This is a genomic window from Pseudidiomarina woesei, from assembly GCF_001418345.1.
GTDB lineage: Bacteria > Pseudomonadota > Gammaproteobacteria > Enterobacterales > Alteromonadaceae > Pseudidiomarina > Pseudidiomarina woesei.
This window is the reverse complement of the sequence record NZ_LIPW01000001.1, coordinates 247695-274251: the sequence shown is the minus strand read 5'-3', so window position 1 is coordinate 274251 and position 26557 is coordinate 247695. Positions and strand designations below refer to the sequence as shown.

Genomic DNA, 26557 nt, shown 5'->3' with positions numbered 1-26557 from the left:
GAATGAGAATTCCGCCTTTTTTGTATGTGGTTCAACGGCCAACCCCTCGCATCAAACTCTCTTGACCGTGGCCTACAATTTGGCGACGGGCACTTCACTACACTTGTTATTCGACACGGCCGCATTGAATTTTGGCAGCGTCATTGGCAGCGCCTGCAGCAGGCAAGTTTGCGCCTAGCTATGGGCTTACCCGCGCAGCAAGAGGTTACGCGTGTACTTAATGACATTGCCCAACAACACCCTCATGCCGTCGCAAAAATTATGATCACGCGTGGGAATAGTCAGCGTGGCTATGCACCAGACGCGGCCACGCCAATCAATTGGTATGTTACCGTCAATCCGCTACCAAGTTGGTCTGCGCAAGGTATTGCCGTAGAGCAAGCCAACATGCACTTGGCACAGCAACCGGCATTAGCTGGCTTAAAATCGTTAAACCGCCTAGAGCAGGTGTTGCTGAGTCATGAACGCCAACAACGCCAGGTTGATGATTTAATTGTTTGTGATACATCGGGCAATGTTGTTGAAGCTGTGAGTAGTAACCTGTTTTGGTATGATGGCAAAAAATGGCGCACTCCGCGGCTCACCCATGCCGGTATTGACGGTATTATGAAGCAAGAGATTTGTGCGCACGTGTTACCCGCAACAGCATCCTCACTAACAACTTTTGCCGAATTTGCCTCTGCCGAACAGGCGTTTTTATGCAATACTGTGTTGGGTCCGCGGCCAATAACTCATATTAATCAACGGCCGTTAGCTAAGTCAGTATTACCAGAGGTTGTGTATACGTGGTATTCAAACGTGTTGTCCAATTCTTTATCGTCTTTCTCGTAATTAGTAGCGTAGCGCTCGGCGCAGGCTTTTGGTATGCGCAACAGCGTTTACAGCAATCTTTGCAGTTAACGCAGCCATTATTATTTGAAGTAAAACGAGGAATGCACGCGCGCACCGTGTTGCAGCAATTGCGGCAGCACGGCGCTGATATTCATGTTACAGAAGCTTATATAGTGAGTCGGTTAATTGATGACCCAAGTCGCTTACAAGCAGGCGTATATCAATTATCGACTGGCGACACCTTGCAAAGTTTGTGGCGCAAACTTCGTTTGGGTGAACAACACCTGTTTCAAGTGGCTTTGATTGAAGGCCGCACGCTACATGAATGGTTGCAAGTATTGGCCAAGGCAGAGCATATTGAAAAACCACTGCAATTTGCTCATAAACATGAAGCAGCAGAGCGCGTAGCAACATTGTTAGGTATAGAATCGGGATCAGCAGAAGGCTGGTTTTTTCCCGATACCTACAGCTATCGAGCCGGCACTTCAGTATTAGATATTCTGCGCCAGGCGCACTCACGGATGGAAGCTGAACTGGCTAATATATGGCAACAAAGAGCTGATAATCTACCGTACAAAAATGCCTATGAGCTGCTGATTATGGCGTCTATTATTGAAAAAGAAACGGGTTTAAAAGGCGAACGAAAACGTGTAAGTTCGGTATTTATTAACCGTATAAACAAAGGCATGCGTTTACAGTCCGATCCCACAACAATTTATGGTATTGAACCATTTGATGGGAATATAACGCGAGCTCATTTGCGCGAAGAAACAGCGTATAATACCTATCGTATTACTGGATTGCCACCTAGCCCAATTGCAATGCCGAGCAAGGCAAGCCTAGAGGCAGCAGCATATCCAGAGCATACTGATTATTTTTATTTTGTTGCGGACGGTTCAGGTGGTCACGTATTTTCCAAGACTTTAGCTGAACATAATAAAGCCGTGAATAGATACCAAAGGAATCAACGCTAATGCCAGTAGGCAAGTTTATTGTCATTGAAGGGTTAGAAGGAGCAGGGAAAAGCTCTGCAATAGCTAGTGTGGTTAATCATTTGCATGCTAAGGGCATTGCTACTCAGACTGTACGTGAACCCGGTGGTACGCCGTTAGCCGAGGCAATTCGTGAGCTTGTGAAGCAAGATTGGGAAGAACAGCTGACGGCTGAAACTGAATTGCTTTTAATGTACGCCAGTCGTTCGCAATTAGTTGAAAATATAATTAAGCCGGCACTGGCTCGAGGTATTTGGGTTATTGCCGATCGTCATGATTTATCCTCTCGTGCATACCAAGGCGGTGGGCGCCAATTGGGTGACGAAAAGCTCACTACCTTGCGTCAGTTAGTGCTTGGCAGCTTTGTTCCCGACCTAACCTTATTGCTCGATGTTGATCCCAAAAAAGGTCTTGAACGCGCTCGCGAGCGTGGTGAATTAGACCGTATTGAACAGGAAGATCTGGCGTTTTTTGAACGAACCCGAGATCGTTACCTGCAGATTGCTAAGGCTGATCCGTCTATTTGCGTAGTGAATAGCAACCAGCCCATGGAGCAAGTGCACCGCGACTTGTTACAGCAATTGGAAGTTCAACTGTTTCATGAGATGGGTAGTCTATGAGTTTGCCTTGGTTACGCGAGTCATGGTTACAAGTGGTTAGCGATATACAAAAGCAACGATTTGGCCATGCACACTGCATACCGGCTCGGGCTGATCTTGGTGCTGATACATATTGTCGGGCTTTAGTGGATTATTTGTTGTGTTTGCGACCACAAGGCAAGGCGTGCGGCACCTGTAAAAGCTGTTTATTGCAGCACGCGGGCACGCACCCTGACTATTATGAAGTGCGTAGCGAAGATGACAAAGCCATTGGGGTTGGTAAAATTCGTGAATTAACTCAAAGCTTGCAAGAAACTGCTAACCAACACGGTGCCAAAGTTGCTTGGGTAAAAAATGCCGAGCGAATGACTGTTGAAGCGGCCAATGCGTTGCTAAAAACGCTCGAAGAACCCACTGAAAATACGTATATTATTTTAACCCCAGTAAAAACCAACGGGCTATTGCCGACGCTTCGTAGCCGTATGCGTTTGCATAAGTTTAAAGAACCGAGTTGGGCAGAAACCGAAGCCTGGCTGACCCAAAAACTTGGGCACGCCTTAAGCACGGATGACCAATTGCGCTGTCGCCACCTTGCGCACTCCCCGTTAGTGGCGTTAAGTTTACTTAAAGGGGAGTTAGCCGATGATACCGATCATGTCGGGCAATTGGCGCAAGCGATGTGTGCAAATGGCGTGTGGCCACAGCCGACCAAGCAAGACTGGAGTGCTTGGTTGCAGGCATCAGAGGCTTGGTTACAAGAGCTCATTCGGCTGCGCCAACGGGTAGCCGCGGAGCGTTTACGTTTTCCGCATTTAAGCGAATTGGCACATGATTGGTTGCAACGGCAACAAATAACAGTCGGTGAATTAAATGCTTGGCTTGCTTTATGTTATAATTTGCGCAAATTAACAAGCGAGCAGTCGGGATTGAACGCCCCATTACTATTACAACAACAGTGGTTACAATGGAAACACAAACCGTAGCAAACGCTGAAGCAGCAATGCCAAAAAAACGCATAGTGTTGGGCACCGAAGCTCAGCTGCGTCGCTATTATATGCCGTTTATTAAAGGGGGCGGGCTCTTTCTAACCACTGACGAACCATTAAAAATAGGCGATCACTTTTTATTAGAAGTGCGTTTATTTGGTGAGCAAAGCTCAGTTTTGGTGAAGTGCAAAGTGATCTGGTTGGCACCATCCAAACCGGGCCGGCCAGAGCAGCAGGGCGTTGGCGTGCAATTTATTGATGATAAAGCCATGCTTAAGAACATGATCGAATCTAAATTGGCCGCTATCGGTAATACTGCAACCCCCACGGCAACCATGTAAATTTATCGCGATAGGAGTTGTTGTGTTTGTCGATTCCCATTGTCACCTCGACAAAATAAATCTTGAACCATTTAACGGTAAACTAAGCGGCGTTATTGACGCTGCGCGTGCAGCCAAAGTTCAACATATGCTATGTATTGGCGTGACTCTGGATGATTTTCCGAGCATGCGCGAGCAAGTTGCTGAATTTCCAGACGTGAGTATTTCTTGCGGAGTTCATCCGCTGTACGTTGCTAAACATCCTTTGAATCGTGAGCAATTAGCGCAATGGGCGGCGTTACCTGAGGTGGTTGCGATTGGTGAAACGGGATTGGACTATTATTACGATCCTGAAAGTAGGCCAGTGCAACAAGAAAGCTTTCAATATCATATTGAGTTAGCCAATGAACTTGATAAGCCACTGATTATTCATACTCGAGATGCACGCGAAGACACTATTGCGATGTTGCGGGAAGGTCAGGCAGAGCGTTGTGGCGGAGTGCTGCATTGCTTTACTGAGTCGTTAGCGATGGCACAGCAAGCCATTGAGCATCTTGATTTTTACATTTCGATTTCTGGCATTGCCTCGTTCCGAAATGCCACTGAGCTGCGCGACGTGGTCAAAGCATTGCCACTTGAGCGTTTGTTGATTGAAACCGATAGCCCTTGGTTAGCCCCGGTGCCGCATCGTGGCAAAGAAAACCAGCCAGCTTATGTGAGCGAAGTTGCAAAATGTGTAGCCGATGTGAAGGAGCTCACGTTAGCTGAGGTGGCGGAAAAAACTTCAGAAAATTTTTATAACCTATTTAAGCGCGTGCGCTAAAAATTAGTACGTTTTTTACACAAAAAATTCGCATTTCTAAAAATTGCGTCTACACTAATTTTTACCCTCGACATTTATCGAGTTAGCGCACGGCTCAATCCCTTGAGCCATTCCCCTGAGCTCGGGACAACTTGGATTGGTCCCGAGCCTTTTTTTATCCTTTATAACGTATTGATTATGCGGTTAATTCACCGCGCAGATTGGTTTCTAGCTGAGAATTAATTTGTGCTTGGCTTAAACCTTTTGAGAGCAGATAGTGCAGCTTAGTTAACGCGGCTTCTATGGTCATATCATGGCCACTCACCACACCCACTTGGGCTAGCGCGTTACCCGTTGCATAGCCGCCCATGTTTACTTTGCCTTTGAAACATTGCGTGCAATTAAGTACAACCGTGCCGGCGGCAATTGCGCGCTCTAGGCTTGCCAGTAATTGTTTGTCTTGTGGCGCATTGCCAACCCCGTAGCTTTGCATAATGAGCGCTTTCACAGGCTGTTGCAGCATGTTGTCAAAAATCGCTGCGGACACGCCAGGGTAGAGCGTGATCACGCCAATGGCTTGGGGCGTAACCGCCGATACTTGCAACGGCTGACTACCAATAGGTTTTACCTCGCCGGCGTCAACGCTAATTTGAATACCTGCTTGTAGCAATGGTGAAAAATTAGGCGAATCAAATGCGTTAAAACCGTTTGCATCGGCTTTGGTAGCGCGGTTGCCGCGGTACAAGGTATTGTTAAAAAACAATCCAACTTCGTGAATCGGGTAGTTGGCCGCAATATACAGGGCGTTTAACAAATTTGTTTGGCCGTCAGAACGCAAAGCGGCGAGTGGAATTTGCGAACCGGTAATAATCACCGGCTTGGCCAGGTTTTCAAACATAAATGACAAGGCTGAGGCGGTATAAGCCATGGTATCTGTACCATGCAAGATCACGAAGCCATCGTAGTCGTCATAGTTATTTTGAATATCTTCAGCAATATGTTGCCAGTCAGTTGGCGACATATCAGAAGAGTCCATAAGCGGGGTGTATTCGTGAATAGTAAATTCAGGCATTTCGTCCCGATAGAACTCGGGCATGCGCTGAACGCACTCGGTGAGAAAACCCGGCACAGGAATGTATCCCTGTGCCGATTTTTGCATACCAATGGTGCCGCCAGTATAAGCGACATAAATACGTTTTTTAGTCATGTTTTATTGCAACGGGCAAAGTTCACACAGCGCATATACGCCGTTGGGGTCGTTAAATTTGTCAAGTAATTTAACTTCCTTCCACACGCCTTGCAATTGCATTTCAATAGGCGAGTGAAGTTTTTGGCTCGGCTCTATTGGTAATAAAATACTAGCTTGACCAAAAAACTCGCGCATAAATTGGTCGCGCGGCGACAGCTCTGGTTCAACAAGTTTAACGTCGTATTCGGTCAAGTCTGCGTATTGCGCAGCAGCGCGAATGGCGTCATTAAGCTCGCCAAGTTGGTCAACTAGACCGTGTTCAAGTGCTTGTGAGCCAGTCCAAACGCGACCTTGTGCGACCGCGTGAACCTCTTCGTATGTCATTTCGCGGCTTTGTGCCACCATAGATACGAAGTCTTTATAGAACTTCTCAATGCTAAGTTGTACGACACGCTTAGCATTTTCGTCTAAACCTTTGGTGACATCTAAAACAGGCAGGTTGGTAGTGTGGTAGCCGTCATTATAAACGCCAATTTCGGCAAGTGAGTTTTCAAAAGTAAAGAACATACCAAACACACCGATAGAGCCGGTAATAGTTGATGGCGCGGCCCAAATTTCATCGGCACTTGCAGCAATCCAATACCCACCTGACGCGGCAACACTGCTCATTGAGGCAATGACGGGTTTGCCCGCTTTTTGTAATTCAAGCACTTCTTGACGAATAATTTCTGACGCGAATCCGCTACCGCCTGGGCTATCAATACGCAGAACGACGGCTTTTACATCGTCATCTAAACGCGCTTGGCGTAATAGTTCGGCAGTACTATCACCACCAATCATGCCGGCCTTTTGGCTACCATCGACAATCATACCGCGAGCAACAACTATCGCGATATTCTTGCGCTTTTTATCGTCCTCTACGTATGCTTCACCATTGAGTGACTTCAAGTAATCATCATGCGAGATTTTGCGCCATGACTTTTCGTCTTTGTCTAAGCCGGTTAGCGATATCATTTCTTGCCGAAATTGTTCGCGCGAATATAACTCATCAACTAAACCCGATGATTTCGCGAGTAGCGCAAAGTCATTGTCATGCTCAGCAAGCACAGCATTAAAATCATTAATGTCGCCTGATAAAATTCGCGCGTCTATGTCACGTAAATTAGCCAAGTCGCTGATATAAGTCTGCCAAAGCTCATCATAAAGAACTTTATTTGCCTCGCGTGCTTGCTCGGACATGTCGTTGCGCGTGTAAGGTTCTACGGCAGATTTGTATGCACCGACTTTAAATACATGGGTTGATACTTTGAGCTTTTCTAATAGCTCTTTGAAATACAAGCGGTACGAACCAAAGCCTTCAAACATCATCATGCCCAAAGGGTTCATGTATAAATTGTCAGCGTAGGCGGCTAGATAATATTGGTTTTGCCCGTATGCATCGGCGTAGGTGATAACCGGCTTACCGGTTTCGCGGAATTGTTGTAAGGCTAAGCCAACTTGTTTGAGCTTATTAAAACCGCCGCCCATGAAATTCGTTAAGTTAAGCTGAATACCACTGATGCGCTCGTCACTAGCGGCATTTTCAATTGCATTCAGTAGATCTGCCAGTAAAATTTCAGGTGGCTCGCCACCGCCACCTAGAGCTTCGTTAAAAAATTGGTCAACTGGGTCAACCCAGGTCTCTTCCTCAACTAAAAAGCCATTTAACTCGAGCACCAGTACCCCGTTTTCAGGCACTACAATGGGCTCTTCTTCAGCGGCAAATATACCGATAACCAAAATGAGGACGATAAAGAAAACAATATTCACAATAACTTTGCGAATAGCGTTTACTAAACCGAATAACTTTTTAAATACTGAAGCAATCCCGCTCATACGGTTTATTCCTAATTTGACAGATACATGGACAGAAGATTACCGCAGAAAAAGCAGATAAACCAGTAAGACAATGTAACAGAGCGTGATCATTTGTTAAGCTATGTATAAGCGATGTGCATAAATTATCTTGGCGCTGCTGCGCCTTGCAAACGAGGTGAGATTTTGGTGACTATGGATGCCATTGAACTACTGACTACGCGCTCATCGATGCCGCGTTTAATTGAACCTGGCCCGTCAAATGAGCAATTAGAACTCATGTTGAAAGCTGCGGGACGGGCGCCTGATCATATGGCTCTGATGCCGTATGAGTTGATAGTTTTTAGTCACGATAAGCGCCAGCAATTGGGTGAGCTTTTCAGCCAAGCTGCAAAATATAAGGGGCTTGAGGAAACACAAGTGAGTCAAGCAAGTCAGTTGCCACTGCGTGCGCCTATGGTTATTGTGGTTGCGATGAAACATCAGGCCCACGAGAAGGTGCCTCGTGATGAGCAGTTATCAAGTGCGGCGTGTGCCACCTTGTTAATGCAACAAGCAGCATTTGCACAAGGTTTAGGAGCAATTTGGCGTACCGGTTGGTTTGCCGAAGATGAAACGGTCAAAGCTGGTTTAGAGCTGCGCCCAGAAGATGCCATTGTAGGTTTTCTTTATGTTGGTACACCAGCTGTGCCGACCCCGATAAAGCCCCACAAAGATGTAATGAGCAAAGTTCGTATGGCATAAAAAAACCAGCCAAAAGGCTGGTTTTTTCATTACCACATGTGATTAAACTCGCTTAAAATTAAAAATCAGCGGTTTTTGGCGCGCGAGGGAATGGAATAACATCGCGAATGTTACCCATGCCTGTTACGTAGGTAACTAAGCGCTCGAAGCCTAAACCGAAACCAGCGTGAGGTACGGTGCCATAGCGGCGCAAATCGCGGTACCAGCTGTAGTCTTCCGTTGGCAGGCCAAGCTCGTGCATACGTGCGTCAAGGCGCTCAAGGCGCTCTTCGCGCGCACTACCACCAATAATTTCGCCAATACCTGGCGCTAATACGTCCATGGCGGCAACGGTTTTGCCGTCGTCGTTTTGGCGCATGTAAAACGCTTTGATGTCTTTCGGATAGTTTTTCAAAACAATTGGCGCGCCAACGTGTTCTTCGGCAAGGTAGCGTTCGTGTTCTGACTGCAAATCCATGCCCCATTCAACTGGGTATTCAAATTGCTTGCCGCAGTTTTGTAAAATTTCTACTGCGTCGGTGTAGTCCATATGCACAAACTTGTTGCTCACCACATGTTGCAACCGCTCCAAAACGCCTTTGTCGACGCGTTGTTGGAAGAATGCCATGTCATCTGCACGTTCAGTTAGAACGGCATTAATACAGTACTTCAGCATGTCTTCAGCTAAGTAAGCGATATCATTCAAATCGGCAAACGCAACTTCAGGCTCAACCATCCAGAATTCGGCCAAGTGGCGGCTGGTGTTTGAGTTCTCGGCACGGAATGTCGGGCCAAAGGTATAGATTTTTGACAGAGCACAGGCGTAGGTTTCGCCGTTTAGCTGGCCAGAAACTGTTAAAAACGCTTCTTTACCGAAAAAATCTTTGCTGAAATCGACGTCACCTTGTTCGGTGCGCGGCAAATTTAATAGGTCTAGCGTTGATACGCGGAACATTTCGCCTGCACCTTCAGCGTCTGAGGCGGTAATAATTGGTGTCGCCACCCACAAATAGCCGCGTTCGTGAAAGAAGCGATGCAGCGCTTGCGATAAACAGTTGCGTACACGCATTACGGCGCCGGTAATGTTGGTGCGTGGGCGTAAATGTGCAAACTCGCGTAAGTACTCCATTGAGTGCGGCTTTGGTGACATGGGGTAGGTGTCTGGGTCTTCTACAAAACCATAAACCTGTAACGCGGTTGCCTGTATTTCAAACGACTGGCCTTTGCCAGCCGACTCGGCAACGGTACCTGTTACTGCAACGCTGCAGCCGGTGGTAAGCTTGAGAACTTCGCTGTCATAGTTGTCGAGATTATTCGGTACGACCGCCTGAATAGGATCAAAACACGAACCGTCATGCACGTTAATAAATGAAATACCTGCTTTTGAGTCACGACGGGTGCGCACCCAACCGCGTACAGTTACTTCATCACCAACGGCAACTTTTCCCGATAGTACATCGACAATTGTAGCGAAGGACATAAGCCTACAAACTCCGTAAGTTAAGGGTATAAAGATAAAATAGGCTGATATGTTACCTTGCTTTACGCCAGACTCAAGCGAAAATCACGCTTGTTGCGCAAGTTGCTTCATGGTTTGGGTTATTTTGCGCAATTGTGAACTTGAAATAACAAAGGGTGGCATCACATAAATGAGCTTGCCAAAAGGCCGTATCCACACGCCGTTTTCAACACAAACCCGCTGTGCTGCAGCAACATCAACTGGCTTGTGCATTTCAATGACACCAATAGCACCGAAGCAACGAACATCAGCAACGCCCTTAAACTGGCGAGCTTCTGCAAGCTCTTCGCTTAGTTGCGTATGAATGGCTGCAACGCGATGCTGCCAAGGGCTAGTTAGCAACAACTCAAGGCTTGCAACAGCAACCGCGCAAGCTAATGGATTCCCCATAAAGGTTGGGCCATGCATAAAGGTACCGCCAGCTGGCCCATGACTAATGGTGTTAGCGACTTCGTCTGAAGTTAATACCGCCGCCTGAGTCATGTAGCCACCCGTTAAGGCTTTGCCTAAACATAAAATATCTGGCGCTATTTCAGCATGCTCGCACGCAAAAAGTTTACCGGTGCGACCAAAGCCGGTGGCTATTTCATCGGCAATAAGCAACACCTGGTATTTATCGCACAGCTGCCGAGCGCCGCGCAGGTACTCAGGGTGATAAAAGCGCATGCCGCCGGCCCCTTGTACTATGGGCTCAAGAATGAGTGCGGCAAGTTCATGATGATGGTATTTGAGTAAGTTCTTAAGCGGTTCCAATGCCTCTGGTTGCCATGTTTCCTCAGGGCTAATGTTTGGAATAGGGGCAAACAATTGTTCGCGCAGGCTACCTTTAAAAAGGCTATGCATACCGTTAACAGGGTCACACACCGACATAGCCGCAAACGTATCGCCGTGATACCCACCGCGAATGGTTGCTAGGCGATTTTTAGCCGGTAGGTTGCGACTAAACCAATACTGCACTGCCATTTTTATCGCAACTTCTACCGCCACAGAGCCGGAGTCGGCCAAAAACACTTTTGTCAGCCCATTAGGAACAATATTCAGTAGGGCACGGCTTAACTGAACGGCCGGTTGATGTGTTATGCCGCCAAACATGACATGGCTCATACGCTGAGTTTGCTGAATTACCGCCTGATTCAATTGCGGGTGGTTATAGCCGTGAATAGCAGCCCACCATGACGACATACCGTCGACTAAGCGGGTACCATTTTCTAAGATTAATTCACAGCCCTCGGCCCCAGCTACAGGGTAAACCGGCAAAGGATTAGCAAAAGATGTGTAGGGGTGCCAAATGTGCTGACGGTCAAATTCCAAATCTGCAGATGTAATCATTGGTTAAAATATATTCACTTGTAATTTTATTGACTTTTATAAAGTTGACAGTCTAGATAAACTCAGTACCCTACGCAATAACGAATAACGAATAACGAATAACGAACATAAGGACTGGCCCTATGTCTGCCTCCACAACGCCATTACGTCATGACTGGCAAGTCGCCGAAATTGAAGCACTGTTTGCACTGCCATTCAACGAATTGCTATTTAAAGCACAGTTAATCCATCGCGAAAATTTTAATCCGAATGAAGTTCAGGTCAGCACCTTGCTGTCGATTAAAACCGGCGCTTGCCCTGAAGACTGTAAATATTGTCCGCAAAGTGCGCACTACACAACTGATGTAGATCGCGAACGGTTAATGGCCGTCGAAAAAGTATTAAAAGAAGCAGAGGCCGCCAAACAACAGGGCGCCAGTCGTTTTTGTATGGGCGCAGCGTGGCGCAACCCCAAAGATCGCGACATGCCTTATGTGATTGAAATGGTCAAAGGGGTAAAAAAGCTTGGCCTAGAAACTTGTATGACATTAGGGATGTTAAGCCCACACCAAGCGCAGGCACTAAAAGAAGCAGGGCTTGATTATTACAATCATAATCTTGATACATCGCCTGAGTTTTACGGTGAAATTATTACCACACGTACTTATAAAGATCGCCTAACTACCTTACAGAACGTTCGTGATGCCGGCATGAAAGTGTGCGCTGGCGGTATTGTGGGTATGGGGGAAAGCCGTCGCGACCGAGCTGGGCTGTTGGTGCAACTTGCGAACTTACCGCAACACCCAGAAAGTGTTCCGGTGAACATGTTGGTTAAAGTGAAAGGCACGCCATTTGCTGAGTTAGACGATTTAGACCCATTTGAATTTGTTCGCACCATTGCAGTTGCGCGTATTTTAATGCCGCAGTCATTTGTGCGTTTGTCTGCTGGCCGAGAAACCATGTCAGATGAGTTGCAGGCCTTGTGTTTCATGGCAGGTGCCAACTCCATTTTCTACGGAGAGCGGTTGTTAACAACCCCAAACCCAGAAACTAATCGCGACTTGCAGTTGTTCGAGCGTTTAGGCTTACAACCCATGGCACATGCCGATTATAGCGATGACGTGCATGAAGCCGTTATTAGTGATGCGGTGAACGAACAGCAACAACCTGCGCGTTTTTACGAAGCGCGTTAGCGTCAACGATAGTTCGCAGCTAACCATGCACATTGCAACCGAACTCAATGCGCAACTAAGCCAACTGCAACAGCAAAATTTGTTGCGTACTCGCCGGGTTTTCCAACCGGGAGCACAGCTGATTTCATTTGCGGGAAACGATTATTTGGGGCTAAGTCAGCACCCGCTAGTACTAAAAGCTTATGCCCAGGGGGTGCAACAGTGGGGGGCTGGTAGCGGCGCCTCGCCGGCAGTGATTGGCTTTCAACCGCCGCATGCTTATTTGTGTCGGCAACTTGCCGAGTGGTTAGGGCGTGACGATGCGCTGTTATTTAGCAGTGGATTTGCGGCCAATCATTGCACCATGCGAAGTTTGGCGCCGATGTATATGCAAGTGGTTATAGACAAGCTCAGCCATGCATCGCTGCTAGATGGTATGACAGATGCAACCAACAGTTGGAAGCGATTTCGTCACAATAACGTGCAACATGCACAACAACTGTTGTCTGCTGAAGGCCCAAATTTATTGGTAAGCGAAAGTGTTTTCAGTATGGATGGTGACCAAGCTCCACTTGCAGCGCTTGCCGATGTAGCGGTGCAAAAGCAGGCTGACTTGTGGATAGATGATGCCCATGGGCTGGGAGTGGTTGGCGCTGAAGGTTGCAGCGCTGCAGGGCAGTTGACGCAGCGCCAGTTGCCGATTATTACGGCAACCTTTGGTAAAGGCCTTGGCGTTATGGGCGCGGCCATTGTTGGGTCGAGCGATTTAATGGCCTATTTGCATACCCAGGGGCGCGAATACATCTATTCGACGGCATTTTGTGGTGCACAAGCCGCAGCCGTTAGTGCCGCTATTAGGCTAGCGCAAGGTTATGAGGGGCAGTGCTTACGAGCGCGCCTTGCGGACAACATTGATGACTTCCGTACCTTGTGTAAGCAAAACAATATTGCGCTGGCACCAAGTGAACATGCCATTCAAATTGTACCGGTGGGCAGCGACCAAGCCGCGTTGATGATCGGTAACTTGTTGGCAGAGCAGGGTATTGTGGTAGGTGTTATTCGTCCGCCGACGGTTGCCAAAGGTAGTGCCCGTTTACGCATTACGTTAAGCGCTCAACATTCACAGGCGGAAATCAAACTGCTTATTCAAGCGCTTATTCATGCAGGTACATCGTGATGCCAGAGCTTCATAAACTACAAATAGCACAAAGCTTTGGTAAAGCAGCGCGTTGCTATACACAGCATAACCGCTTGCAGCAGCAGTGCGCGGCGACATTGCTTCAAGGTCTGCCGTCTAGTTTAGGAGTGGTGTTAGACGCCGGTTGCGGGCCTGCGGTTAATACGCAAGCACTTTGCGCCCGCGCGCAAGCCTACTACGGATTTGATTTGTCAGCCGGCATGTTAGCGCAAGCGCAAGAGCAATTCCCGCAGCACAAATGGTTGCAAGGTGACCTTGAGCAATTGCCGTTTGCACCTGAAAGCTTTGATCAGATTTATGTGAATTTGGCGCTGCAATGGACTGATAACTTGACCATTGTATTGAAACAACTGATTCATTGTTTAAAACCGCACGGAACCTTGGTGTTTAGTACTGTACTTGATGGGTCTATGGCGCCCATAGGGCCAATGTTTCAGCGCGTAACGGGACACCGCCACCATAATCAGTTTTTACGCACGTCAGAACTGCTTACGTGTTTGCAGCAAGCAATAGCAGAAGTAGGGGCTTCTCGTGCGTGCTTAGCTAAATTTCAAACCGAACAGATTGCTATTCCCTATGCAAGTATGCGCGACATGCTGTATGACCTTAAAGGCATTGGTGCTAATTATCAGCCTGCGGGTAGAGCGCGCTTAACTCGAGAACAATTGCGACGCGTTGAAACAGGATTAGAAAGCTATCGAGAAAATGACGGAATGCTTTATCTGCAATGGCGTATAGGCTTTGTCACGATCACTAAAAACATTGCATAAAAGTTAATTAAGATTAATTAAAGGTAACTTATCATGCGTCCAGTTTTCGTCACGGGAACCGACACCGATGCCGGCAAAACCTTTTGCTCAGAGGCCTTAATACATGCCTTGCGTAGCCATCAGCAACGTTGCCGCGTACTGAAACCAGTAGCAGCCGGTGCCGAGTATAATGCCGACGGTAATGCGCCATCACAGCTACGCAATGACGATGCATTGCGTTTGTTAGCAGCAGCTGGAGCAGCTATTACTCCATTGACTTACCAACAAGCCAACCCATTTTGCTTTGCCCCTGCTATTGCGCCACATATTGCTGCACAGCAAGTGCAACAACGGGTAACGGTTGAACAGTTGCTGCAGCATTACGACGCGCTGCCAGATGACGCCAATTGGTGCGTTATCGAGGGGGCTGGCGGTTGGTTAGTACCGCTAAACGACCAGCAGTCATTAGCTGATTTCGCGCAAGCATTGGGCGCTCCCGTTGTGCTTGTGGTGGGGATGAAGTTGGGATGTTTAAATCACGCATTATTAACGGTGGCAGATATTGAGCGTCGCGGTTTGCAATTAGCCGGTTGGATTGCTAACACCACCGGGGCAGAAACCATGTCGAACTATGCCGAGAATATCGCAACGTTGCAGCAACGCATTGCTGCGCCCTTGTTGGCGGAAGTGCCGTTTCAACAACCAGCAAACCCCGCTGCTGTGGCAGCGAGGTTTAATGTCACGTCTTGGGTGACTAGCTAGCGTACCAACCACTGACTGCAATCTGTACCTGCGGCTATGTCTTGTTTATTACCGCCTACAAACACGTAGCCTGGGCTGTGCTGGCTAAAATCGCTAGTTTCATAGGTTAAGCAACCGTTTTCTAAGCGTAATGCAGTGCCTTCAGGAATGGCCAGTATAGGTGTTTGCGGTGCAATAGCCATAAATTCTCCAAGCCGCTGATCGCGTGTTTCGCCATGAAATCCTGGCGGTTGATAGTCACTGTAATGCGGGTTCAGTTGAAACGGCACTAACTGCAGGGCAGCAAATGATGGCGGCTCAATAATAGGCATATCATTGGTGGTACGAATACTTAAACCAGCGATATTAGACCCGGCGCTCCAACCCACATAAGGGGTGCCGTTGTTTACCGCGTCTTGAATGGGCGCAATTAACTGGTGTTGATACAGTTGGTGCAATAGGTGAAACGTATTGCCACCGCCAACCATAATAGCTTGCGATTCTGCCACCGCTTGGCGCGGGTTATCAAAGCTTTCTATACCAACCACGTCTATGCCTGCTGGCGCCAAGGCTTGCTGCACTTTAGCCGTATAGTCACTATTTGGCATACCAACGCCAGCATAAGGTATAAATAGAATACGACGCGTGCCACAATGCTGCTTTATAGCGTCAATGCAGGGGGCTAAATAGGCACTATCGCCAGCTTTTGAGCTACTTAACAGTAATAATTTGGCCGTTTCAGGTGATACAGGCATGGGGTCTCCAGCGTAAGAACTAATAAATGGCGTATAGCGTAACAAAAATAACCCGAAATAACAGGCTAAAAGCCTTGTAATTAAAGGCTATCGCCCTTATAAATCAGGATGTCCGTTGAAGTCATTGTGAGGTTATCAAGTATGTTGCGGATTGGTCTATTTTTGGCAACCAACCTAGCTATTCTAATTGTGCTCGGTATTGTGATGAATATTGTACTGCCCGCGTTTGGCGTGCAACCTTCGCAATATCAAAGCTTATTTGTTTTTGCCGCAGTGTTTGGCTTTGGTGGTGCGTTTATTTCGCTCGCTATGTCAAAATGGTTGGCTAAGAGGTCTGTCGGGGCACACACCATTACGCAGCCGCGCAATAGCACCGAGCAATGGTTAATAAACACCGTAACAGCGCAAGCCAAAAAAGCTGGCATTCCAATGCCAGAAGTTGCTATTTACGATTCTCCAGAGCCGAATGCTTTTGCGACTGGCGCAAGTAAAAAGAACTCATTGGTGGCGGTAAGCACCGGCTTGTTGCGTAATATGACACAAGACGAAGTTGAAGCAGTACTCGCCCACGAGGTGAGCCATATTGCCAACGGTGATATGGTGACATTGACCTTAATTCAGGGGGTGGTGAATACCTTTGTGATGTTCTTTGCGCGTGTTATTGCTACGGTTATTGATAATGCTACGCGCAGCAACTCCCAAAACGGCGGTGGGTTAGGTACATTTGCTTATTTTGGCATTGTTATGGTGCTGGAATTAGTTTTTGGCATTTTAGCCAGTATGATTGTGATGTGGTTTTCGCGCCAACGTGAGTTCCGCGCCGATGCTGGCGCGGCCGCCTTGGTTGGCAAGCAGAAAATGCTCGCCGCGCTACGCCGTTTACAAGGTGCGCAAGAGTCGACTTTGGACGGCTCAATGATGGCGTTCGGTATACAGAGCAAGCGCGCGTTCAGCGAATTATTTATGAGCCATCCGCCACTAACAAAACGCATTCATGCGCTTGAGCGTTTATAAAAATAAGGAATAACATGACCAATTGGAGTGCCCGAAGCTGGCGGGATAAACCAATCCAGCAACAACCACAGTATGCATCATTAAACGAGTTGCAGATGGTTGAGCAGCAGCTGAAAAAATTTCCGCCGCTGGTTTTCGCTGAAGAAATTCGAGCGTTGCGTGCGCAGTTGGGGCGGGTAAGCCAAGGGCATGGATTTTTATTGCAAGGCGGCGATTGTGCCGAGTCGTTTAGTGATTTTACCGCACCAAAAATTCGCGATACGTTCAAAGTTATTTTGCAAATGGCCGTGGTAATGACGTTCGCCGGTTCGTGTCCAGTAACTAAAGTTGCGCGTATGGCTGGGCAATATGCAAAGCCGCGTTCTAGCGATATTGAGTCGATAGATGGTGTGTCTTTACCAAGTTATCGTGGTGATATTATCAACGGTGCTGACTTTACTGAACAAGCTCGTCAGCCTGACCCGAATCGGATGATTAACGCCTATCATCATTCCGCAGCCACACTGAATTTGCTGCGCGCATTCGCTCAAGGTGGTTTAGCTGATCTGCATAAAGTACATAAATGGAACATGAGCTTCGTTGAAGCGAACCCATTGAAAGAAAAATACATGCAGGTAGCGGAGCAAATTCAATCGGCGTTAAAATTCATGGAAGTGCTTGGTATTAACGCCGAAAGTAACGCGACGATACATGAAACACAGCTGTTTACCTCGCATGAAGCGCTACTGCTGCCTTATGAAGAAGCGCTAACGCGTACCGATACCTTAACCGGCCTGCCGTATGACTGTTCGGCACATATGGTATGGATTGGCGAAAGAACACGTCAAATCGATCATGCTCATGTTGAGTTTATGCGTGGCATTCATAACCCACTCGGTGTTAAAATAGGCCCGACGACTAAGCCGGACGACGTTATTCAATTACTTGATTTGCTTAACCCACAGAATGAACCAGGCCGCATGACGCTTATAACGCGCATGGGAGCAGACAATCTGGGCGATGCATTACCGAACATTGTGCGACGCGTGAAAGCTGAAGGTCGTCACGTGGTGTGGTCGAGCGATCCAATGCATGGTAATACCGTCAAAGCGGAAAACGGCTTAAAAACACGTAATTTTGACGCGATTCACCGAGAGTTACGTCAATTCTTTGCAGTGCATCAAGCAGAGGGAACTTACCCTGGTGGTGTTCACTTAGAAATGACGGGTGAAGATGTGACGGAGTGTACTGGTGGTGCTTATCAAATTAGTGAGCATGATCTCACGCAGCGCTACCGTACCCAGTGCGATCCGCGGCTAAACGCCGATCAAGTTTTGGAATTGGCCTTTTTGGTAGCTGATTCACTAAAAGAAGCGCGACAAGGTCGCGGTTAATCTTATTTGACGACATTTTCGAGGTCTAAGTAGTATATGTCACAGTCTGTCGAGCAGTTTTTTGACAACCTTTGGAACGATTATATTCAGTTAACCCCATCGGCGGCAAAAGTTCATGAAGTGCTCGGCCAAGGCCGCGCCATTATTAATGATCATGTCGCTTTTCGTACCTTTAACATTGCCCCTGTGCGCCTGCAAGCACTAGCTGCGCACTTCGAGGCGATGGGCTACAAAGCTTGTGGTGACTACCAATTTGAAGCCAAAAAATTGGTAGCCAAGCACTATGAGCATAGCGACCCCAAATTACCTAAAATCTTTATTTCAGAACTGTTAGTTGAAGAGTTTTCACCAAAACTACAGCACATTGTGCAAGCATTGGTGGCGCAAATTAATCCAACCGACGTTACCAGCCCAGAATTCTTATATTCAGGTGCACATTGGCAGATCAGCAGTGCTGATTACGAACAGTTACTGGAAGAAAGTGAGTATGCCGCGTGGATGGCTGCTTTTGGCTTTCGCGCGAATCACTTCACGGTGAACGTGAATGAACTGCCAGACTATGATTCACTAGAACAAGTTAACCAAACCCTTAAAGAAGCTGGCTTCAGGTTGAATACATCGGGTGGCGAAATTAAAGGTTCAAGCGAGGTATTTCTTGAGCAGTCGTCCACCATGGCCGATCATACAGCCGTGCGTTTTAGCGATATGGAAAAAGTGATTCCTAGCTGTTTCTATGAGTTTGCGAAGCGCTATGAAATTGCACCCAATCAGTTGTATACCGGGTTTGTGGCAGCGTCGGCGGACAAAATATTTGAAAGCACCAACGCGCGTGCAGAGACCGCTGCAGAGCAGGACGACAACGCTTAAAAGCGATGCCGCTCGAGATTGGTTTCGGCCAAAATTTTAGCGGCAATTTCTTCCACTGAAAAACGCGTCGAGTCGAGAAATGGTATCGCTTCGCGGCGGTACAGTTTCTCGACTTCTTGCAATTCGTAACGACATTGCTGCATGGATGCGTACTGGCTGCCTTCGCGGCGTTTGCTACGTATTTCATGCAAGCGCTGGGGGTCTAAGGTTAAGCCATAAATTTTGTGACGAAACGGCTTGAGCACCTTAGGTAGCTGTAGATTCTCCATGTTATCGTCTTCTGTTAGCGGGTAATTGGCCGCTTTAATGCCGTAATGCAAGGCTAAGTACAAGCTGGTTGGGGTTTTCCCCGTACGTGAAACACCCAGCAAGATAATATCTGCCTCATCATAGTTCGACACATTGCTGCCATCGTCGTTCGCCAGCGTATAGTTCACCGCATCAATACGAAAATCATAGTTTTCGCGTACATCATTATTCTCTTGTATGCCGTGGGTACGGTGGGTTTTCGGTTGGGCCGGCATGTTTAACTCTTTACTTAACGGCGCCACGAAATAATCTAAGAAGTCATAGCAGCTCCCGCGGCTAGAGGTAATGACGCGTTTAATATCAATGCTGACAAAGGTATGAAAAATGACTGGGCGTTCGCCTGACTCTTCAAACGCTTGATTAATGCGATTGACCGCAATTTCAGCTTTTTCTGGTGTATCAATAAAAGCGAGCGTTTTGTGAATAACTTTTAATGGGAACATCGACAGCATCGCTTTACCAAAAGCTTCGGCCGTAAGGGCAGTTCCGTCTGAAATGTAAAAAATTGTGCGCATTGTGGCGATATTCCTAGCAGATAAAAGTGCATAAGATGTTAACTTGTGAGGTGGCAGTGTGTAAAATACAATGCCATTCGGGCAGTTAAATAATTTAACTGTGTCACGCCTAAACTCCACGAGGAACTCAACGTGCAGAATAACGTACAAGACTATGTGCTTTGGTATGATCAATTAGGGATGAACGATGTTGGCCGTGTGGGCGGTAAAAATGCATCACTTGGCGAAATGATTAGCCACCTGGCCGGTGCCGGAGTGGATGTGCCAAACGGATTTGCAACCACAGCAGAAGCTTTTAATGAGTTTCTTGAGCAAAGTGGCGTGAATGAACGAATTCATCAAATTCTTGACGATTTAGATACCGACGACGTGAAAGCACTCGCTGAAGCCGGTAAGCAAATACGTCAATGGGTTATTGATACTCCATTTCAACCTGAGCTAGACCAAGCAATTCGAGCGGCTTATGAGCAGCTTAGCGGCGGCAACGATGAAGTTAGCTTTGCAGTGCGTAGCTCTGCCACCGCCGAAGATATGCCAGATGCATCATTTGCTGGCCAGCAAGAAACCTTTCTGAATGTACGTGGTATTGACGCTATTATGGAAGCCATTAAACACGTATTTGCATCGTTGTTTAATGACCGCGCTATTTCTTATCGTGTGCACCAAGGTTACGACCATCGTGGTGTAGCATTGTCTGCTGGCATTCAGCGCATGGTTCGCAGTGACATTGCGGCGTCAGGCGTCATGTTCTCGATTGATACCGAATCAGGGTTTGACCAAGTTGTATTTATTACCTCGTCGTTTGGTTTAGGCGAAATGGTGGTGCAGGGCGCGGTCAACCCAGATGAATTTTACGTACACAAACCAACCCTAAAAGCGAATCGCCCAGCGGTATTACGCCGCAACTTAGGCAGCAAAAAAGTACAAATGGTGTACTCGGATGCCGTTGACCATGGTAAGCAAACCTCGATTATTGATATTCCGGCCGACATGTCGTCGCGTTTTTCAATTACTGACGACGAAGTAGAGGCGTTAGCACGCCAAGCGGTGATCATTGAGCAGCATTATGGTCGTCCAATGGACATCGAGTGGGCCAAAGACGGTATTGACGGCAAGTTATACATTGTTCAGGCTCGCCCTGAAACCGTGCAATCAAACAAAACCGGCCAAGCACTAGAGCGTTATACCCTCCAATCGAAAAGTCAGGTTGTGGCTGAAGGCCGCGCGATTGGACAAAAAATTGGGGCAGGCGTTGCTCGTGTTCTAAACGATATTTCAGAAATGGACAAAGTACAGCCAGGCGACGTACTGGTTACCGACATGACCGATCCCGACTGGGAGCCGATTATGAAGCGCGCATCAGCTATCGTAACTAATCGTGGCGGGCGCACGTGCCATGCCGCAATTATCGCTCGCGAATTAGGCATTCCAGCAGTGGTTGGGTGTGGTGATGCGACCGATCGCATTGCTGCCGGCGCTGCTGTCACGGTTTCTTGTGCAGAAGGCGACACGGGCTACATTTACGATGGCGAGTTACAGTTTGATGTGACGACCTCTGATGTTGGCGATATGCCAGCGCTGCCATTGAAGATAATGATGAACGTAGGCAATCCAGATCGCGCGTTTGATTTTGCTTCGTTGCCACATGCCGGTGTTGGCTTGGCGCGCCTTGAATTTATTATCAATCGTATGATTGGCGTACACCCGAAAGCCTTGTTGAACTTTGATAAGCAAAGCGCCGAATTACAACAGCAAATTCGTGGTTTCATGGCCGGTTATGATAGCCCACGCGAATATTACGTCGGTAAACTTACTGAAGGCATTGCCACCCTAGCTGCAGCGTTTTCGCCAGAGCGCGTTATTGTACGTATGTCTGACTTTAAGTCGAACGAATATGCCAATTTAGTCGGCGGGCGCCAATACGAGCCACATGAAGAAAACCCAATGCTTGGTTTCCGTGGAGCATCGCGTTATATCTCAGAAGAGTTCCGCGACTGTTTTGCCATGGAGTGCGAGGCAATCAAACGTGTTCGTAACGACATGGGATTAACCAATGTTGAAGTGATGATACCCTTCGTGCGTACCCTTGAAGAAGGCCGTAAGGTTATCGAACTACTAGCTGAGCAAGGTTTACGCCAAGGTGAAAACGGTTTACGCGTGATTATGATGTGTGAATTACCATCAAACGCTTTATTAGCTGAACAGTTCCTTGATATTTTCGATGGTTTCTCAATTGGTTCAAATGATTTAACTCAGCTAACTTTGGGCTTAGATCGCGATTCAGGCGTTATCGCACATTTATTTGATGAGCGTAATGAAGCGGTAAAAGCGATGTTAGCTATGGCTATTCAAGCAGCCAAGAAAAAAGGCAAGTATGTTGGAATTTGTGGCCAAGGGCCATCTGATCACGCTGACTTTGCTGCTTGGTTAGTCGAGCAAGGTATCGATTCAGTTTCATTGAACCCAGATACAGTGGTTGAAACTTGGTTATATTTAGCCAAACATCATAGCTAAGGTGGTTGAGCGCGTTTTATGACTAACTCGGAGCAAGTATTACCGGTATATACCGCCTTTGAGAGGCGTGAAACGCGCATTGAATCTGTGTATCAGGGCTACTTGTTAGCCCTTGAAGAAGCAGGCTTTGATGGTGATATTGATGGTTCGTACAGTGGTCGCCTAATTGCCGCGACCGACAACAGTGTTTACCAGCAATTGCCTCAAGCGGTGCTGTATCCGCGTACTACAGCTGCGGTGCAACAAGCTTTTGCGTTGGCGCAATACGACCAATTTCGTTCAGTAAAATTCTCACCGCGTGGCGGCGGTACCGGAACTAACGGCCAGTCGCTTACCGCGGGCATTGTGGTGGATTTAAGTCGTTACTTTAATAAAGTTACCGAAATTAATACCGATGAGCACTGGGTTCGTTGCCAAACCGGTGTTGTTAAAGACGCCCTTAATGACGCGGTACGTCCGTGTGAACTCTTTTTCTCGCCCGACTTATCTACCAGTAACCGCGCCACAATTGGCGGCATGATCAATACCGACGCTTCTGGGCAAGGTTCATTGGTTTACGGCAAAACTAGCGACCACGTGCTGGAGCTAAAAGCAGTTCTGCTTAATGGTGAATGTATTGCTACGGCACCTATGTCGCTTGAACAAGCACAGCAATTAGCCAATACAGAAACCCTTGAAGGTGCTATTTATCGGCAGGTATTAGCAAGCTGTGTTGGCTTACGTAACGCCATCGAGGCGAAATTTCCGCCGCTAAATCGCTTTTTAACGGGTTATGATCTGAAGCATTGCTATGACCCTGAACGTCAACTCATTGATGTTTCGAGGTTGTTGGCGGGTTCAGAAGGCACGTTAGCTTGCATTGTTGAAGCGAAGCTAAATTTAACACCTATACCGCGCCACAAAGTACTCGTGAATGTGAAGTATAGTGATTTTCATGCGGCACTACGTAACGCGCCATTTTTAGTGAAAGCGCGCGCAACCTCGGTTGAAACTATTGATAGTAATGTACTTAACTTAGCCCGTCAGGACATTATTTGGCACCAAGTTGCGACACAGTTGCAAGAGGTTGAAGGGCAAGCTATGCACGGCATTAATATGGTCGAATTCACCGCGGTGGATGACGCTGAAATTAATGACAAAGTGGACAGCTTAACCGCAGCCCTCGATAACCTGATAAGTGCCCAGCCCGAATTAGGTGTGATTGGCTACCAAGTTTGTCGTGACGCCGGCAGTATTCAAACCATTTACGCTATGCGAAAAAAAGCTGTGGGGTTACTGGGAGCAACCAAAGGGCGCCGTAAGCCGGTTGCTTTTGCAGAGGATACCGCGGTACCGCCTGAGAATTTAGCTGACTTCATTGCTGAGTTCCGCGCTATTTTAGATAGCTACGAGTTGCACTACGGCATGTTTGGGCACGTTGATGCAGGGGTATTACACGTTCGTCCTGCACTTGATATGACGGACCCTGAAGATGAAGTATTGCTGCGACAAATTAGTGACCAAGTAGCTGCGTTAACCGCCAAGTATGGTGGTTTAATGTGGGGGGAACACGGTAAAGGCTACCGTTCAGAGTATGCTCCGAGCTTTTTTGGCGATGAGCTGTATTGCGAGTTACAAAAAATAAAAGCGGTGTTCGACCCAAACAATCGCTTGAACCCAGGAAAAATTTGTACCCCATTCGGCTCCAATGCCAAGTTGGTTTCCGTAGATGCCATCAAACGTGGCTATTTTGATCGTCAAATTCCAATTGAGGTGCGCGACGATTATGCTGCCGCGATGAATTGTAATGGCAATGGCTTATGCTTCAACTATGCAGCCGACTCGGCCATGTGCCCTTCATTTAAAGCCACCGGGGATAGACGTAATTCCCCAAAAGGGCGCGCAACGCTGATACGTGAATGGTTACGTTTGAATGCCGAGCATTCATTTGACGCCACTGGCTTTCCACAGCAAAGTCGATTTGAATTATTAAAGCAAATTCCAAGTGCTGAAAAATTTGATTTTAATCATGAAGTTAAGGCTGCAATGGATAGCTGCTTAGCATGCAAGGCCTGTGCTAGCCAATGCCCAGTAAAAGTTGACGTTCCTAGTTTTCGCGCCAAATTTTTAGCTTGGTACTACGAATTATACCGCCGGCCGGCGAAAGACTATTTGGTTAAGAATGTTGAATCTTTAGCGCGTATTATGGCGAAATGGCCCCGAGTTAGTAATTTACTTAGCCATAACCCAGTAAGTTTGTGGATAACTCAAAAATGGTTTGGTTATGTTGATGCACCAAAACTATCGGTACCTTCAGTAGCAGCGCGTTGGAAAGCCCGACGCTGGTGGCATTTAAACGAACATGAATTAGCCGCGTTACCGGAGCATGAGCTAGCGCAATGCGTGGTCATTGTGCAAGATCCATTTACCAGCTTCTATGAAGCTGAACTGCTAGAGTCATTTGCTCAATTAGCTGTGCAAATGGGCTATAAGCCAGTGTTATTGGCCTTTAAAGGTAACGGTAAGGCTCAGCACGTAAAAGGCTTTTTAAAACATTTCAGCCAAACCGCAGATAAGGTTGCCACCCAATTAAATGCGGTTGCTAAGTTGCAAGTACCCTTAATTGGGCTTGATGCTTCTACAGTGCTTTGTCTGCATGATGAATACGCACAATACACTAAGTACCCGATAAAATATCGCGTGCGGTTAGTTCAAGAATGGCTACTTGATGTGCTAACGGAACGTGCATCTGCTGTTGCAATGAAAGCGCCTACCCAACCATTACAGCTATTTACTCACTGTACCGAGCAAACTGCTATGCCGCAGGCCTCGCAACAGTGGCAACAAGTTTTTAATACGTGGCATATACCTTTGCAGGTGCAAGCGACAGGATGTTGCGGTATGGCTGGAACCTTTGGTCATGAAGTAGAAAACCAACAGGTTAGTCAAAAGCTCTATAATTTAAGCTGGCGTGACAAGGTCGAGCAGGGGACGGTGATAACGCTTGCAACTGGCTTTTCGTGTCGCTCACAGGTTGAGCGAATGAGCACAAAAAAGCGGGCATTACACCCGCTTCAATGGCTTGCTGAAAACTGTGCTTAACGCGCAGCTTTCGCATTGGCAATAACTTCACGCGCCATTTGGTCTGCAATTTCACCAGTCGGGCGATGCTCTGCGCTAGAGCGAGCAAAGATTTTATCTAAGGTGTCGTAAATATCGCGCACACGCTTGTCAGTTTCTTCACGGCTCATGTTTGCCGCTTCGCTACATACGTGAATAACGCCGCCGGCATTAATAACGTAATCAGGTGCATATAAAATGCCCATGTCCATGACAATTTTGTCGTGTGGTGGTGTAGCGAGCTGGTTGTTGGCGCTACCTGCGATGATCTTCGCTTTGATTTGCTTTAAAGTTTCATCGTTTATGGTCGCGCCCAATGCACAAGGTGCATACACGTCAACATCTAGGCCGTAGATGTCATCTAAGCCCACAATAGTTGCATTTAACTCGGTAGCAGCCTTGTTACATGCGTCTTCGTTAATGTCTGTAACAAACAACTGAGCGCCTTCTTTAGCGCAATACTCAGCGAAATCGTAACCAACAGCGCCGAGACCTTGAACAGCAATTTTTAAGCCGTTCAAATTGTCATTGCCAAACTTGTGCTTCGCTGCGGCTTTAAGACCTAAATAGGTACCTAACGCTGTGTGTGGCGATGGATCACCCGCTTTTTCCGCGGTACCGGCTACGAAGGATGTCTCTTCGGCCACGTGAGCAATGTCACTGGTGCGAATGTTAACATCTTCAGCAGTAATGTAACGGCCACTTAATGAGTTTACGAAACGGCCATAGGCGCGCATAAGATCAGGAGTTTTAATGGCTTTTGCATCGCCAATAATAACTGCTTTGCCGCCACCAAGCGGAAGGCCGGCCAACGCACTTTTATAAGTCATACCGCGTGATAAACGTAATACATCGGTTAACGCTTCGGCAGACGACGCGTAGTTCCACATGCGCGTACCGCCAAGCGACGGGCCGAGGGTGGTATCGTGGATGGCAATAATTGCTTTTAAACCTGTTTCTTTGTCATGACAAAACACGACTTGTTCGTGTTGGTCGAACTCTTTGTGTTCGAATAAAGACATTCTAGGTATTCCTCGTTCATCCCAAAAATTGCGCGAACATTATCATTTTGACGGTCATTTCGCTAGTGAATTTCTGAAATAAACTATTAACGTTTACGTAAACTGT

23 protein-coding genes are annotated in these 26557 nt (G+C 47.3%); 16 read left to right on the top strand and 7 right to left on the bottom strand.

Features of this window, described 5'->3' with window-relative positions; all coding sequences use genetic code 11:
* Positions 1-24: 24 nt before the first annotated feature.
* Genes pabC through ASC40_RS01295 form a run of 6 tightly spaced genes read left to right on the top strand, consistent with a single transcriptional unit; the run spans position 25 to position 4551 of the window.
* The gene (gene pabC, locus ASC40_RS01320; protein WP_055437984.1) at positions 25-831 is read left to right on the top strand and encodes an aminodeoxychorismate lyase; all 807 of its coding nucleotides are present in this window, start codon (positions 25-27) and stop codon (positions 829-831) included.
* Positions 786-1805, top strand: a complete 1020-nt coding sequence (mltG, locus tag ASC40_RS01315) for an endolytic transglycosylase MltG (RefSeq protein WP_055437983.1) — start codon at positions 786-788, stop codon at positions 1803-1805. The genes pabC and mltG overlap by 46 nt, the downstream gene beginning before the upstream one ends.
* Entirely contained in the window at positions 1805-2443 is a 639-nt protein-coding gene (tmk, locus tag ASC40_RS01310) for a dTMP kinase (RefSeq protein ID WP_055437982.1), read from the top strand. The genes mltG and tmk overlap by 1 nt, the downstream gene beginning before the upstream one ends.
* Entirely contained in the window at positions 2440-3405 is a 966-nt protein-coding gene (locus ASC40_RS01305; protein ID WP_055437981.1) for a hypothetical protein, read from the top strand. Before tmk ends, ASC40_RS01305 begins: the two co-directional genes overlap by 4 nt.
* Entirely contained in the window at positions 3387-3749 is a 363-nt protein-coding gene (locus ASC40_RS01300) for a PilZ domain-containing protein (RefSeq protein ID WP_055437980.1), read from the top strand. The genes ASC40_RS01305 and ASC40_RS01300 overlap by 19 nt, the downstream gene beginning before the upstream one ends.
* Before the next feature lie 22 nt (positions 3750-3771).
* Entirely contained in the window at positions 3772-4551 is a 780-nt protein-coding gene (locus ASC40_RS01295; protein WP_055437979.1) for a TatD family hydrolase, read from the top strand.
* A gap of 175 nt (positions 4552-4726) precedes the next feature.
* Here the strand turns inward: ASC40_RS01295 and ansA are convergent, their stop codons facing one another.
* The gene (ansA, locus tag ASC40_RS01290; protein ID WP_055437978.1) at positions 4727-5737 is read right to left on the bottom strand and encodes an asparaginase; all 1011 of its coding nucleotides are present in this window, start codon (positions 5735-5737) and stop codon (positions 4727-4729) included.
* 3 nt (positions 5738-5740) lie between these two features.
* Entirely contained in the window at positions 5741-7594 is a 1854-nt protein-coding gene (sppA, locus tag ASC40_RS01285) for a signal peptide peptidase SppA (protein WP_072243347.1), read from the bottom strand.
* Positions 7595-7768: 174 nt separating this feature from the next.
* Here sppA and ASC40_RS01280 point away from each other — a divergent pair, with 174 nt between their 5' ends.
* The gene (locus tag ASC40_RS01280; protein ID WP_055437977.1) at positions 7769-8317 is read left to right on the top strand and encodes a nitroreductase family protein; all 549 of its coding nucleotides are present in this window, start codon (positions 7769-7771) and stop codon (positions 8315-8317) included.
* 58 nt (positions 8318-8375) lie between these two features.
* Here the strand turns inward: ASC40_RS01280 and asnS are convergent, their stop codons facing one another.
* Together asnS and bioA are read right to left on the bottom strand one after the other, a co-directional pair.
* Entirely contained in the window at positions 8376-9776 is a 1401-nt protein-coding gene (gene asnS / locus ASC40_RS01275) for an asparagine--tRNA ligase (RefSeq protein WP_055437976.1), read from the bottom strand.
* 84 nt (positions 9777-9860) lie between these two features.
* Positions 9861-11144 carry an adenosylmethionine--8-amino-7-oxononanoate transaminase gene (gene bioA, locus ASC40_RS01270; protein WP_082432424.1) on the bottom strand — a complete coding sequence of 428 codons (1284 nt, stop codon included), beginning with the start codon at positions 11142-11144 and terminating at the stop codon, positions 9861-9863.
* Between the two features lie 122 nt (positions 11145-11266).
* Here bioA and bioB point away from each other — a divergent pair, with 122 nt between their 5' ends.
* The 4 genes from bioB to bioD are packed head-to-tail and all read left to right on the top strand — an operon-like array spanning position 11267 to position 15004.
* Positions 11267-12316, top strand: coding sequence for a biotin synthase BioB (gene bioB, locus ASC40_RS01265; protein ID WP_055437975.1), 1050 nt, complete (start codon positions 11267-11269; stop codon positions 12314-12316).
* Between the two features lie 25 nt (positions 12317-12341).
* Positions 12342-13472, top strand: a complete 1131-nt coding sequence (locus ASC40_RS01260) for an aminotransferase class I/II-fold pyridoxal phosphate-dependent enzyme (RefSeq protein ID WP_055437974.1) — start codon at positions 12342-12344, stop codon at positions 13470-13472.
* Positions 13472-14263: a methyltransferase domain-containing protein gene (locus ASC40_RS01255; protein ID WP_055437973.1), complete on the top strand. Its 792-nt coding sequence runs from the start codon at positions 13472-13474 to the stop codon at positions 14261-14263. Before ASC40_RS01260 ends, ASC40_RS01255 begins: the two co-directional genes overlap by 1 nt.
* A 33-nt stretch (positions 14264-14296) precedes the next feature.
* Positions 14297-15004, top strand: coding sequence for a dethiobiotin synthase (gene bioD, locus ASC40_RS01250; protein WP_055437972.1), 708 nt, complete (start codon positions 14297-14299; stop codon positions 15002-15004).
* On the opposite strand, the gene pepE is transcribed toward bioD, so the two are convergent.
* Positions 15001-15738, bottom strand: coding sequence for a dipeptidase PepE (gene pepE, locus ASC40_RS01245; protein ID WP_055437971.1), 738 nt, complete (start codon positions 15736-15738; stop codon positions 15001-15003). The genes bioD and pepE overlap by 4 nt on opposite strands.
* 141 nt (positions 15739-15879) lie before the next feature.
* On the opposite strand from pepE, the gene htpX reads away from it, so the two are divergent.
* From htpX to ASC40_RS01230, 3 genes are read left to right on the top strand one after another with little or no spacing between them, the layout of a single operon-like run.
* Complete coding sequence (htpX, locus tag ASC40_RS01240; RefSeq protein ID WP_055437970.1) at positions 15880-16752, top strand: protease HtpX; 873 nt, start codon at positions 15880-15882, stop codon at positions 16750-16752.
* Between the two features lie 14 nt (positions 16753-16766).
* On the top strand, positions 16767-18125 hold the full coding sequence (locus ASC40_RS01235) for a class II 3-deoxy-7-phosphoheptulonate synthase (protein WP_055437969.1): 1359 nt from the start codon (positions 16767-16769) through the stop codon (positions 18123-18125).
* Between the two features lie 36 nt (positions 18126-18161).
* Positions 18162-18992: a DUF1338 domain-containing protein gene (locus ASC40_RS01230; RefSeq protein ID WP_055437968.1), complete on the top strand. Its 831-nt coding sequence runs from the start codon at positions 18162-18164 to the stop codon at positions 18990-18992.
* Here ASC40_RS01230 and ppsR read toward each other — a convergent pair.
* Positions 18989-19816, bottom strand: a complete 828-nt coding sequence (ppsR, locus tag ASC40_RS01225; RefSeq protein ID WP_055437967.1) for a posphoenolpyruvate synthetase regulatory kinase/phosphorylase PpsR — start codon at positions 19814-19816, stop codon at positions 18989-18991. The genes ASC40_RS01230 and ppsR overlap by 4 nt on opposite strands.
* Before the next feature lie 132 nt (positions 19817-19948).
* On the opposite strand from ppsR, the gene ppsA reads away from it, so the two are divergent.
* Complete coding sequence (gene ppsA, locus ASC40_RS01220; RefSeq protein WP_281175460.1) at positions 19949-22330, top strand: phosphoenolpyruvate synthase; 2382 nt, start codon at positions 19949-19951, stop codon at positions 22328-22330.
* Positions 22331-22348: 18 nt separating this feature from the next.
* Positions 22349-25411, top strand: coding sequence for a D-2-hydroxyglutarate dehydrogenase YdiJ (ydiJ, locus tag ASC40_RS01215; protein WP_055437966.1), 3063 nt, complete (start codon positions 22349-22351; stop codon positions 25409-25411).
* Here ydiJ and ASC40_RS01210 read toward each other — a convergent pair.
* Complete coding sequence (locus ASC40_RS01210) at positions 25408-26451, bottom strand: Glu/Leu/Phe/Val dehydrogenase dimerization domain-containing protein (protein WP_055437965.1); 1044 nt, start codon at positions 26449-26451, stop codon at positions 25408-25410. The genes ydiJ and ASC40_RS01210 overlap by 4 nt on opposite strands.
* Between the last annotated feature and the right edge of the window lie 106 nt (positions 26452-26557).